We start from the raw sequence: 12,604 nt of genomic DNA, 5'->3' as shown, positions 1-12,604 counted from the left end.
TCAAGAGGATTCCCGGTATTTACCGGGGGAGCATCCGACTTGACGATGAAACAGTCTGCTGAAGAAAGCCGGATCCTCGTATCCAACCTTGCCTGCGATAGTGATGACCTTCTCATCGGTCTCGACAAGTAAATGCTTCGCCCTCTCGATTCGTATTTTATGGACCATATCCACAACCGTCATGCCCAGCGATTCTTTAAAAATCCTGTTTAATTGCCTGGAGCTGATATTAAACAGTCCGCAAAGAACGGGAATAGACACTTTTTTATCATAACATCGCTCTAAATAACCGCAAATACGGCGAACGAGTAATTGCCGGGTCTGAATGCGCGCAGGCTCTCTACCGCACTGACCTTCCGCCTGCCGGTATGAACGGGACAGCCATATAAGCAGCTCAACCATTTGCAGCCGAATCAATGTTTCGCAGCCGGATTGCCTGCTCTCAAATTCGTTGATCATCGTTTCAAGCAAAAACAAAGTTCGCGATGAATCCTGTCCGTTTAAATTTAAACGCCTGTGAAACCGCTCTCTTTTATCCAGGAACGGGTGCACATAAAAATAATCCATGGACTGTGTAATGCCCAAATCGAGCAGCCAATTGCCTTGAATCAGATCCGACAAAAACAAGCAATTGATGATTTCTAGTTCCTTTCCCGGTTTAATGCTGTACGTATGAACTTCGCCCGGATTAATAATAAACACGTCTCCAGCTCGGATTTCATAGTGGCTACCCTCAAATACATGCTGGGCCTCGCCGCGGACAACATACACCAGCTCGACAAAATCATGGCCGTGCAGCAACGGAACATGCTCATAGTCATGGAAATAACGTTGGATCCAAAACGGAAATGATTGCTCTTTAATAAACTGGCTGCTATGTAACTGTTTCTCCAATTTAAAACCTCCTGTCAAAACTCCTTTTGTAAGGTTGTTCTCCAAACAGACGGCCCTTCAAGATTAGTTTATTCAGTCTTATACTTATATAATACGGTAGCAATAAGTTTTAAACATGGTCTATTTTGACATTTTTATAGTGTATTATTCCATTTATTGATAAAAGCCAGATGACATTTGGAGGCTACCCTTAGAAAATGTGTCCTTAGTTAATCAATTGTTGGTGAGATTATTCCTCAATCTTAAACCATGAACCTTTAGCTTGAATTACATTCCAAAGATTTTCTGGAAGCTCAAGCTCGCTTACTTTTGAAGTCTTAATTGCTATCTCAATTTCAGCTTCTTTTCCATTCTGAACCTTTTCTACCCAGTCTGGATTCATGATTAGCGAATGACCAACCACTGCTAGGGATAGACCCTTATCTAATGCTGTTGCAACGTCATCTGGAGTTACCATAGAACCCGCAGCCATTACAGGAACTCTGCCGTTTACATGTTCAACAATTAATTCAAGATATGTTTTTTCATCTTGATTATCGACTGGCTTTGAGGAAAGGGCATTAGCCAACGAAGCATGTACATAATCAACATTTGCTTCAATAAGACGATTAATTAATTCATAGGTATCCTTCATTCTCAAACCACCTTCTCTATGTTCTTCAGGAGATAATCTATATCCTAAAAGAAATGGTTTGGTCGCATATTCTTTAATGACACTCCTAACTACTTGAACGACTGCAAGTGGGAAACGTAAGCGATTTTCTAGAGAACCTCCCCATTCGTCCTCACGTCTATTGAAGAATGGAGAAAAAAAGTTTTGATTTAAAAATTCATGTGCACCATGAATTTCCACACCATCAAAACCAGCTTGGATAGCTCTTCTTGTTGTTTCGCCAAAGGCATGAATCACTTCCAAAATTTCATTATGAGTAAGCTCTCTAGGTGTTACATGGGAGCTTCTTTCAGAACTTACATTACTAGAACTAACAATTTCACCATTTGGAATAAAATCAGGTAGTGCTTTGTTACCTGCATGGAAAATCTGAAGTAACGCAGGAGCTCCACCGCTTTTCGCAGCATCAGCTAATTTAGCTAGACTTGGAATAAATTTATCATCATAACCAGCGAATTCATTAATAAAGCCTACTCCATTTGGTTTCACATGAGTACAACCTGTAATGACAAGACCTACTCCATTGGCTCTTTTTTTATAATACTGTAATTCCTCATTTGAAATTGTGTAATCATCGTTACTAGAATAAGTTGTCATTGGTGCCATAACGACTCTATTTTTAATGGTGATACCATTTTTAAATGTAAAATTCTCAAATAAGTTGCTATATTTTGTGTTCATTTTTAACCTCTTTCTAAATTTTCGTTTAATTTGTTGTAGAGTTTTGTCCTTTGAAGTTCTTCAATTATCTCATGCCCCGAATATTAAAGGAAGGCAAAGTTGATCTCATTAGGTTCTCAAAAAAATAAAAAAGCCCTCGATCCCGAAAAACGAGGGCTTTGCTATGACTTATGGTTCTAGCGTATGCTCATACAGTTCGATCTTATCAAATGCGATAAAGTTAATAGGACTATAGTCTTATCTATAAGGATGATATATAATTGGACAAGAGGAAAATTAGCTATTATGTTACGCATTAAGTTAGAGTAGTTAACAAACGGGAGGGGTATTTGTCATGTCATCAACTAAAATTTTGGATTATATTGGAAAAATAATTGAGATCGTTTGGGATGCCAAGGTTACACCCTCAGAAATTGATAGTATAACCAAGGAAGTGCGGACTCACGCTCAGGAACTTGGAGGATCCTTTGATGTAATAGTTGATATGAGAACAGTAAAAGTTTTTTCGCCTGAGTCTCAAGCAAAACTTGTTGAGCACCAAAAATCGATCAAGGAATTTGGAATGAAACGAGCTGCTGTCGTAGTAACAGGAACGATTGCAAAACTACAACTGAACCGGACTGCTAGACACTCCGTACATACTACTGAAACCCAGTGGGAAAGTTATGAACAAGCTTTGGCATTCTTGAAAGAATCGTAATGGGTTTCTACCTGACTATTGAAAAACGGTAGTTGAATGCCACGAAGTTTTGAAGAAAAGCCCTCCATCCGCAATGGATAGAGGGCTTTTCTGTATTTAATTGCTTGGGATTAGGCAAGGAAAGTTCCCCTGGTTTGAAAGAGCTATTGCTGGCACAGGAGCGTTTTGAGTATGGTCCTGCCGATTACCTGATTTCATCAAGGTAATAACCGCCCTGTTGTGAGCTTTAGCCCTGACTTTTCGCCATTTTAATATGCCTTCACCTATGGAGTATTTTTTCCCTACTATTCCACAATGAGATTTCAGCAAAGCTGACTTCATCTGAAGCCAGAGTGAACCTCATTTTACATACCGATCATAACGAAACGCCCAGAAAACCGCGTGTTAATTGAAAATCAACGTTACCCTGTTGATAGAGACGTGGCGTATAGCTATGCTCAATGACTTGCTTACAGCTCTCAAGAATCTGGTCGGTCCAAGCGGCGGGATTCCCAGTGAGCAACAGATCCAAATCATTGCCATAGGTTTGCTGCATAGTTAGCTCCGATGCTACTTGCAGCATAGGCACGAACGGATGCGTCTGCATCGGGCGATGATGGACCAGCGCTATAATTAACTCAACACCCGTGGCTGCTAAGCCTGTGACGGTCTCCACCCAATGCTCGGTGGGTGTATCCATGATGTGAAAACCGGTGTGGTGAGCATGTTCGCCATAAGCCAATGACGGCGATACATTGGATGTAGTCCATACATTGTCTCTATAAGCAGGCGTTGAAAGCAACCCGCTATTCTCAGGGACAACCACCATGCCACCTGCGCCGACAATCATTTTTGTTAACATTGCCAGTTGCTCACCGGCTGCTTCTTCAACGGAACCATCGCTTAAGATCCCAATGCGCAATGCTTCTAGTCCGACAGTCTCCTTCGTGGTTGGATGAGTTCCTGATAATTGATCAGCAAACCACGTTTCCACCTTCTGTATGACCTTATCAATTCCGCCGTCAAGTTGAATACTAGCAAAACCAAGGCGGCTGGGATCAACCCCCATCTCCTCCATCTCGTGACGCATAAAGTCATTGTGGGTTTTCTCACAGCCATGTTCCAGTAACAGACAATGCTTGACTAGCGGATGGGTGACATAGCCTATCATTGTGCGAGCAAACAACTGCTCTGGTTGGCCGTTCGAATTACCGCATCCTTCTGTGTGAGCCAAGGCCACAAAGCGCGAGAGATGTTCGGGTTGACCAAGCCCTTGTTTGTTCAGCCGCAGTGCAATCATATTCGCCACCTGGCCGGCACAAAGACTGGTAGGCAGGATTAAACCGATGTGATCACAGGCTCGATGGCCTTGGTGATGAGTGAAGGTGAAGCGAATGGGGTTGGTGGCTGCAGCTACATCCGTTTGAATCACAATAGGTTCCCCCGTCGGCAGAGGTGCATTAAGCAATATATCCAGTTGGCTCGCATCGGTTTGCTGCCAGTTGCGCCAGATCTGCACCTGTGAATGGCCAGCCTTCTCACCGACACTGCGCTGACCAGAGGCTATTTGTAAGGAAAGTTCGAAGGCTTGCTTGCCCAACTCATCCATGGATATGCCATCTAGGTACTGACCCGCGTTAATATCCATATCATTAGCTAGCAATTGGAAACGACGTGTCGTTGTCACTACCTTGACCGTCGGCACAAAAGGAAAGTTGGTGATGGAGCCATTACCTGTTGTAAAGAAAATCAGGTTGCAACCTGAAGCCACCTGCCCAGCAATGCTTTCGAGGTCATTGCCGGGGCTATCCATAAAATAATATCCGGATTCTTTCATGAGCGCACCATAGTCAATGGCATAGTCAAGGCGAGTGGTCGGATCTTTCTTGCGGGCAGCTCCAATGGACTTAAGATAAATGTTATAAAGGCCGCGATATTTATTGCCACCGGATGGGTTTCCTTCAGCGTTAGCGCCGTGCCAAGCCGTACGCTCCTTGAATTCTTCTACAAACATTAAGAATTTGCGGGCGGTTTCCACGTCGCGTACCTTCTGCAAGACATAGGGCTCAGCACCAATTAATTCATCGGTTTCAGCCAGACTGGCAGCGCCGCCATAGCGTATTAATTCCTGTGCGAGCGAACCCAGCAGCGGATTAGCAGAAATGCCGGAAAAAGCATCTGATCCTCCACATTGTAGTCCAATCTTTAGATTGCTAATGGATTCTGGGGTCCGTTCCATGGCATTGACCGTTGGCAGCCAATCACGCACAATAGCTTCCCCTACGGCTAAATTTTCTTGAAAGCCGCCTTTGACGGATAGGAACCGATGCAACACATCATCCAATGGATAGTTGTGTTCGCGTAAATACGCTTTTACCATCTGGTTGGTCACGGATTCAATACCATAATCTACTATTAAGACCGCACCTACGTTGGGATTGACGATAAATCCGGCCAACGTGCGCAGCAATAGCGCTAGGTTATTAGGTTGTTCGGTGCCCCCCTCAGTATGTGCCACTGGGACAATTCCATCAACCAGCGTATAGTTCTGCAGTTCATCTTGCAGACGAGCAGCAAGTTGCTTGACATAGCTTCCCGTGCGTGAGGTTGTACCCAACAAGACAATCATGTTACGGGTACCGACGCCGCGGGCTTGATTGCGCCGATAACCCAGGAATGTACGCGTATCCGGGTAAGCGGGCAATGCTGGAGCCGGCTGGAAATTCGCCTCGTCGAGAACATAAGGATGAACTTGATCAGCAAAATTGGGCGTCGCCGGCAACGCAAATTTCAAGGAACGCACACTAAGCGCCTCCAACACAGACTTGTTAATTACATAATTGCCGGGTTGAATGAATTGCAGCGCCACACCAAAGGGTAATTCCCAGGAGAGTAAGGCTTCACCAGGAGCAATCGCCGACACCGCAAATCGATGGCCTTCCATAACAGTGTAATCCAAGGTTAGGGTTTGGCCTTGATAGTAAATGATGGTGCCAGCGTCCAATTGGCGAGTGGCAACAGCGACATTATCTCCGGGTAAGGGAAGCCTACCGACTTCGTCAAAGCTGTAAGATGCGTTCATAGATGGCTAACTCCTTATTTAAGATTTCGGTTGAGTTAAATATAATCCGTAGCCGCACTGATCTTTAAAGAGCTTTCTGATCACCGACAGGAAAACCTGAAACCGATTACAACAAGACAAAACTGAAGCTTCGCTTCAGCACATATTCATGCATATATTGTATCATAAACTGAAATAACTGGCTGAAATTTTCTGCACAAGGGAAGGTTTTTTACGTAGGTCTTATGAAGGACAGCAGCAAAGATGATCCCAGCCCATGTTCGTTTTCAAAATTGCACCCGTAAAGTTAATTACAGAAATGGCTCCTCCTAACAGTAAAATAGACCCTTTAGAAGGGTCTTGTGGGTATCTTAGCAGATTAATAATGTATGTCTACTGTCTGAAGAAGTTGTTGCCGATTAGAGTGGACACGTCTTATAAAAATGGATGCGGGTGTACATTGAGCTGTTCTATCGTCAGAGGGTGCTTCGTATACCCAAGTTCTACCGGTATCCTAAACACTCGCTCCAGACCCGTCAACCGAGTAAGATGATGTCCGAACGTCATCGGTAACATCCCCGGAATTAGTACTTTTATGCAATACAGCCCGTTTCGTAATGCTTCTTGTGACGTCTGATCTACTACAATCACATCAAGATTCAATCGGCGAAACACCTGGATCATGTCCCTCAGATTATCGGTCAGATCAGGCTGACTTACTATCGGCTTGAATTCTTCATCAAATGTTCGCAATGGGCGCTCTTTATCTAATAAGAATTGTAACCGTTCCTCCGCTTCCGGCAAACTGTACAGCATGGCATGGTCTTCCATTTGTTGTACTAAAAAAGGATCGTGGAACATTTGCAGAAGCTCCTCTCGACCCACATCAAATTTCTCATTAAAGATAACCATCATGCCGGCTAACTCATGAATCGCACTCTTCGCCGCCCGTACCGGATCTAAATGAGCTCCGGCCGCACAGATGAGATTCGTTTTTCTTGGGTTCTGGCTTTTCGCCAACGCCCAAATACTCGGAATCCCATTCTCCATCGTCATGTTAAACAAATGGACATCATATTCGGCAACCTCCCGTAGTCTTTCGACCATCAACTGCAGTTCCTTATCGTTAGCTGAGTAGGGGTTCAAGCACGGGATGGGCAGCTTTGCATACCAAGTCATCAAGAATGAATCTCGCTCCACCACTTCCAAAATTCCGTAGAAAATGGCTTCCTCCAAACTCCCGCCTAATGCGCATCCGTTAGAGCCTTCTTGGACAAAACCACCTCCGTTGCTCGAGCTGTAATAAGCGAGGGTCTCCGGAACAAGAATGGGGCGCTCCTGCAAAAACGAATAGCCCCATACCCAATCGATTCGCTGATCTGGATCAAACGGCTCGAAAGGGAAATCAGGCTGCGCATACTGGTCATTCGAATATAACCCTACATTGACAGGGTAGAGCGCTTGATCTGCAAGATGGTTGAAACTATCGTTGATCATGGTTCGTTTGCCATGGGCGGCCAGACCACAGCTCCGCTCCAATCCTTCCAAAATGGCGGTAAATTCACTTTCTGCATAAGAATGGCTACGGCCTCCCGTTACCTCATCTCCCGTCGTGAACGATGGGAGATTTACACTCACAGCAGAAAACGGCGATACAAGGTCAAGTATTTTGGCATTAAAAAGGCCGGTTCGGGAATCCAGATAGTCTTTGACGAGTATTTCTTTCAGGTCGTCTTCCGAACGACTGCGGTAACTCTCGGCGCTTATCTTGGGTCTTGGCTCCAATGAAATTCGAGCTGCTGTGGATGAATCCTCAGGCAATAGACCACAGACAGGACACAAAGGGTCAGGCAGAAAGAAATGGAGCGAGCTCTTCAGTGTATTCAGGTTAATCATATACATATGTTCTTCCGAGTGAGCACGGCTACCCTGCATCACTCTTTGTGTTTCTGCCACAAGCAGGTGAGCTACTTGCCAAAGCCCTGTTCGCGATGTACTCACGTTACGGGACATTTTCCCAGGCATCAGCAGCGCATCTAGCAATTCCAACATCTCCTTGGGGTCATGTCCCGCTATGAAACGCCGGTTATCCGCACACTGAGAGCATCCCGGTGTACCCGGGCGAACCAACGGACCAATCATACCTTCATCAAAAGAAACAAAGCCTCGCAGCCAAGGAATGCCGGCCTGTTGCAGCACCGCTTCAGCATGGGGGTAAACGGAGGAATGCCATTCATCGTGCACCACCAAAACCAATTTCGCCGCACTCGGTACACCTGCTCCGAAATCGATCTGACGAACAACCTTATAGTGATCTGACAGTTCTCCACACACAAAGTCCGCCAACAGACCTTCTCCGACAACTACAACGATAGCACTCACTAGGCCCCCTCCTCTCGCAATAACGTGCCGAACACCTTGACCGGCTCATCTTTTAAAAACGGTTCTAGCTCCAGATCGAATACGAAAAAACGCCTGCGGTTGCGTTTCAAGATTGGCAAGGCAGACTGCAGGAGCTCCGATTGTGTTGTCGTCTCTTCAAAAGAAGGAATCGAGAGGCTCAGCGGCGTCATTTCTTCCTGGATTACAGACGAAGCCTTAAACCCCTGTGCTGAGAGGCTAGTCGCTTGGTTTTGTGCCTGCTGCAGTGCTTGCTGCAGTGCCCTACGTAGCGCCATTGTCATATTCAAGCCTACACAACCATACCAACATCCACCCGTACCCACCCACACCACGGGGAAACCGGACACTTCCTCCCCTAAACCGATCATCGGCGTTCCCTGTAACGTGCTCAATGCTTGCAGGTAATACCGGCAGCGTTTATCGTCTACCGTATGAAACTGCACCTGTTTGACAGAGGGATTCTGATACGTTTGTCGCTTGCCAAGTTCTTCGGTCAAACACTTCTGCAACCCGCGGTAAACGCCTTCCGCAAACGTTTCCCCTGCTCCGACACCGATGAATTCCTGCAGTTTTACCTTCCCACCCTTTATTTCCCTGTGGGGGGGAAGTGTCGTTACGAATAGACTGGACATTCGCGACACATGCGCTTCAATTCCAGCCAGACCTGCTTCCCGGCGGGCTTCCATATGCGTAAGATGGGTACAGACCATATCCGGCAACAACCCAGCCGGTCCCTCCGACATCGGGTCTGCTACCTGAACACGGCACTGGGATAGCGGAAGTTGCTTCAAATCCCCTTCTTGCCAAGTATGGAAAACACCAGATTTTACTGATGTCAAGCGGTTGAAGTAAGGAAGCAATCCATCCGGTTCACTTCTATCTGAACTTCGTCCGAGCCGCAGATCGAAATCCTGAACCCATTCGGCTGCCACACGTCCGGTCACCAGTGGATGGGGCATAAAAGAATGCCCCTCTCCTTCCAATGTTTCCAGATCAAGAAGAAAAAACTTGTTTGTTAATTCTGATTCGGCCACTCTCGTAATCGTTTTTAACAATTCCAATACAATCACATTTGACAACAGGGCTCCAGCGGTGGAAGAAAAGGTGGGCGGCCGCGTGTTCTTATCAAGCACGGATCGGTGTAAGCGACGCCACGCCGACTCCCAACATCCCTTATTTTCCGGACGCACCAGTGGACCTGCCATACCCGTATGCTGTACACATATGGCGGGTAGCAATGTTTTCCCTTCTTCTCTGCAAACCGCATGAAGAGTACGCAGTTCCCCGATATCTCCCTCCTGTGAAACATATAAAATCGAATGAAATGGCCGCACGGCCTCCCGCCAAGAGTCCACACCCGCCTTCTGCAAGAAGATCTCTTCTATTGTGGCCTCGGGGTCGGTTTGACGGGCATTTTCCGCCAAATTCGCTAACCGTTGCCGATCTGTCTGAACGGAGTCCGTGATCAGCACATGGAACTTGGACAATCCGGATTCGAACATCGCTGCAACCAATGAAACCAAAAAATGACCGGAGCCGACCGCTAACACTTTAGCCTGACGGTAAAACTGGAAACGGCTTGTGCCCGAACCGCTGGAACTGTCCAAAAATTCAATTTGTGAAGCATATTTCTTGAGAACAGCATCCGGTAGATTATGATGCGCTTGCTCTGGGCTCACATCCTGAACAAAGACGTTTTGGTACGGTATATTTACGGTTTCATACTGCCGGTCTGGGTATGGGACCGGCGGTTCGTCTATCCGATCCTCCAACATGCCTTCCCCCCTGTACACTGGTATGTGGATACCTATAAAAACACCACGACAAAATACACTTTTAAAGTATGTAATAGGATCGGCAATTGTTACGCCTCCAATATCAACTCTTCAGCTCTGGGCAAAAGCCATAATGTTGTGATTGTATAGCTGAACGGTGAAGTGCAGTTATTCTTTACATAGGTGTAGCTTTTTACTGAAAATAAAGAGGCTGTCCCTTAGTCATTTGATTGATGGGACAGCCTCTTTGATTTGAAAGCTTTTATTCGCCTACACCAAGAATCCAGCGGACAAAATGATTACCAGAAGAATAAAAAGAACCAAAGTAAAAGCGGCACCACTACCACCATAACCGCCACAGCTTCCTGCAACTTCACCCATATGTTTCCCCTCCTTGTAACCAATATAGAGTATTGTATGGTTTAATTTGTTAAATATCTTGGGCATTTGTTATATCTAAGCGTCTAATTTTCTATCTAAGATATCTAAGATAGAATAAATAGCTAAAGGTCTGTTTTTGCACCCAAGTCATAAGTATTTGTGCTTATTTCGTTGTTATACTATACCTCTATCCAATCAAATTTAAATAATGTCGCATATATAGATTGTACCACCAGCTGCAGCAACTCATGTTGATCCCTTTACAAAGAAAAACCTATTGATGAGGTTTTTCTTTTTTTTGTGTGAAGGAAATCCTCATGGAAGTTATATGTTGTGAGGATGTCCGTGGTATCTTTCTTCAATTAGGGCGAATGTGCCGGTAGCAGAATCAACGGCAAATGGAATCATCCGGCTCGTAAAAAGCGGGGAGTGAATCACTTGGAACAAATCGTGAAACAACTCATAAAGAAATAACGGGTCTGTAGAAAGTTGCACCGAAGAAACATCCTTGATTACATGCCCAAGAATTAATAAAAACCTATTCTCCTTATCAAAAGGAGAATAGGCTTTTAAGTTACTTATTCTTTATTTACTTAGACGTAGAATCCAGCGGACAGAATGATTACCAGAAGGATGAAGAGAACCAAAACAAAAGCAGCACCACTACCTCCATAACCACCACAGCTTCCTACAACTGCACCCATGTATTTCCCCTCCTTGTAACGAAGATAGGGTATTGTATGGATTCATTTGTTAAATAGTTTGGGCGTTAGCTATATCTGAGCGTCCAATTTTATAAAGCATGAAATCAATAAAGCGTATCCTGCTTTAGAGCATATAAAGACAGGCCATTTAGAATTAAGCAGCAGTAGGAGGCATTACCCCATAGCCCTTTTCACATTTAATTCATAAGATAAAATAAAATTAAATGCTAACAGGGAGGAATTTCATTGAGTTATTTAAAAATGTTGTCTCAATTTGGGGCTGGCAGTGCCCACCCCGGTGGATTTGCTGCTACGCTCACGCAACTCCAGCATTTTCATATACCCAAAGAGAGCAAAATCTTAGAGGTAGGCTGTGGCACTGGACGAACGTCTTGTTTTCTGTCCCTAAATGGATATAGCATTACTGCAATGGATATTCAACCGGAGATGCTTATAAAGGCAAAAAAAAGAGCAGAGGCGCAAGGGTTACAGGTGGATTTTGTTGAGGGTGATATTGGTTCCATCCCATTCGAAAGTAATCAATTTGATGTCATCTTAGCTGAATCCGTTACAAATTTTGCTGAAGCTAGTACAGCTCTTTCCGAATATTATCGTGTATTAAAACCTGGAGGAACTTTATATGATCGAGAATTAATCGAGGCAAAGCCTATTCCTTCCCCAATGAAATCAACGTTATTAGATTTCTTTGGGTTTAAACAACTAGCTTCGCTTGATGAGTGGACTGCAATATTTAATAAGGCTAATTTTAACAGGGTATCCCACTGGGATTATTCCTTAATCGTTGAGGATCATACAGATCAAGTAAAGCACTCTGATGAATTCCAGTATGTGGACAGCAATGTTTTCACAAACCTCCAAGCTTTTCAAATCTCCATGGACTCCAATGAAATTTTAACTGCTTATAAAGACTACTTGGGGTCTGCAGTTTTAATTGGTTCTAAACCGTAGACGACAGTGATGCGCTCTAAGGGCTTGGGTAATAACAGCATTTGATGTCCCCATAGTTCAAACGCCGAAATAGATGGTTGCGTTCATAGCGCCATCTATTTCGGCGTTTGTTCACCTCCAATATCCCATGCACCATTACCATAAGCGATTACGGACTATCACTTGGAGAGGGCAAACCATTTTTCATGGTCTAATGACGGGACCAAGCCCACATAAAACCACTCGCCCCGAGGGCGTAGCCTGAGAGATGTCCATCACAGGGAACCCAGCAATAACTTGGAAAAGCCCTAGGTTGTCCCCCCCCAAATGAGCGCGGCGAAGCCATTCAATAATAATGAATAGAACAAAGGATCTTGCTGAAAACAAGATCCTTTGAAGGACAGC

The 12,604-nt window shown here is 44.8% G+C and carries 9 protein-coding genes and 1 pseudogene; 2 read left to right on the top strand and 8 right to left on the bottom strand.

Features of this window, described 5'->3' with window-relative positions:
• Positions 1 to 894: an AraC family transcriptional regulator gene (locus G9U52_RS28175; RefSeq protein ID WP_166154002.1), complete on the bottom strand. Its 894-nt coding sequence runs from the start codon at positions 892 to 894 to the stop codon at positions 1 to 3.
• A gap of 229 nt (positions 895 to 1,123) precedes the next feature.
• Positions 1,124 to 2,248, bottom strand: a complete 1,125-nt coding sequence (locus G9U52_RS28170; RefSeq protein WP_166154001.1) for an NADH-dependent flavin oxidoreductase — start codon at positions 2,246 to 2,248, stop codon at positions 1,124 to 1,126.
• 334 nt (positions 2,249 to 2,582) lie between these two features.
• On the opposite strand from G9U52_RS28170, the gene G9U52_RS28165 reads away from it, so the two are divergent.
• A complete protein-coding gene (locus tag G9U52_RS28165; RefSeq protein WP_166154000.1) occupies positions 2,583 to 2,948 on the top strand; it encodes a hypothetical protein in 366 nt (121 codons plus the stop codon).
• 355 nt (positions 2,949 to 3,303) lie between these two features.
• Here G9U52_RS28165 and G9U52_RS28160 read toward each other — a convergent pair whose 3' ends face one another.
• The 6 genes and pseudogenes from G9U52_RS28160 to yjcZ all read right to left on the bottom strand — a co-directional run bounded on the left by G9U52_RS28160 (position 3,304) and on the right by yjcZ (position 11,251).
• A complete protein-coding gene (locus G9U52_RS28160; RefSeq protein WP_166153999.1) occupies positions 3,304 to 6,009 on the bottom strand; it encodes a UxaA family hydrolase in 2,706 nt (901 codons plus the stop codon).
• Positions 6,010 to 6,423: 414 nt separating this feature from the next.
• Positions 6,424 to 8,370 carry a TOMM precursor leader peptide-binding protein gene (locus G9U52_RS28155; protein WP_166153998.1) on the bottom strand — a complete coding sequence of 649 codons (1,947 nt, stop codon included), beginning with the start codon at positions 8,368 to 8,370 and terminating at the stop codon, positions 6,424 to 6,426.
• Positions 8,370 to 10,190, bottom strand: a pseudogene (locus G9U52_RS28150) (putative thiazole-containing bacteriocin maturation protein); the annotation flags it as partial. The pseudogene G9U52_RS28150 and the gene G9U52_RS28155, both read right to left, overlap by 1 nt.
• Before the next feature lie 246 nt (positions 10,191 to 10,436).
• On the bottom strand, positions 10,437 to 10,547 hold the full coding sequence (locus tag G9U52_RS28145; protein ID WP_166153996.1) for a sporulation protein YjcZ: 111 nt from the start codon (positions 10,545 to 10,547) through the stop codon (positions 10,437 to 10,439).
• Between the two features lie 324 nt (positions 10,548 to 10,871).
• Positions 10,872 to 11,042, bottom strand: coding sequence for a hypothetical protein (locus G9U52_RS28140; RefSeq protein ID WP_166153995.1), 171 nt, complete (start codon positions 11,040 to 11,042; stop codon positions 10,872 to 10,874).
• Between the two features lie 98 nt (positions 11,043 to 11,140).
• Positions 11,141 to 11,251: a sporulation protein YjcZ gene (gene yjcZ / locus G9U52_RS28135; protein ID WP_166153994.1), complete on the bottom strand. Its 111-nt coding sequence runs from the start codon at positions 11,249 to 11,251 to the stop codon at positions 11,141 to 11,143.
• 246 nt (positions 11,252 to 11,497) lie between these two features.
• On the opposite strand from yjcZ, the gene G9U52_RS28130 reads away from it, so the two are divergent.
• Positions 11,498 to 12,220, top strand: a complete 723-nt coding sequence (locus G9U52_RS28130) for a class I SAM-dependent methyltransferase (protein WP_166153993.1) — start codon at positions 11,498 to 11,500, stop codon at positions 12,218 to 12,220.
• Positions 12,221 to 12,604: the final 384 nt, after the last annotated feature.

Origin of the sequence: Paenibacillus agricola (genome assembly GCF_011440305.1) — a bacterium.
Lineage (GTDB): Bacteria > Bacillota > Bacilli > Paenibacillales > NBRC-103111 > Paenibacillus_S > Paenibacillus_S agricola.
The sequence above is the reverse complement of the archived record's forward strand: the minus strand, read 5'-3'. Positions and strand labels throughout refer to the sequence as shown.

What these genes read in the sequence shown, in the direction of transcription:
- G9U52_RS28170 (WP_166154001.1), bottom strand. Translation starts at nt 2,248, where the DNA reads ATGAACACAAAATATAGCAACTTATTTGAGAATTTTACATTTAAAAAT.
- G9U52_RS28165 (WP_166154000.1), top strand. Translation starts at nt 2,583, where the DNA reads ATGTCATCAACTAAAATTTTGGATTATATTGGAAAAATAATTGAGATC.
- G9U52_RS28160 (WP_166153999.1), bottom strand. Translation starts at nt 6,009, where the DNA reads ATGAACGCATCTTACAGCTTTGACGAAGTCGGTAGGCTTCCCTTACCC.
- G9U52_RS28145 (WP_166153996.1), bottom strand. Translation starts at nt 10,547, where the DNA reads ATGGGTGAAGTTGCAGGAAGCTGTGGCGGTTATGGTGGTAGTGGTGCC.
- yjcZ (WP_166153994.1), bottom strand. Translation starts at nt 11,251, where the DNA reads ATGGGTGCAGTTGTAGGAAGCTGTGGTGGTTATGGAGGTAGTGGTGCT.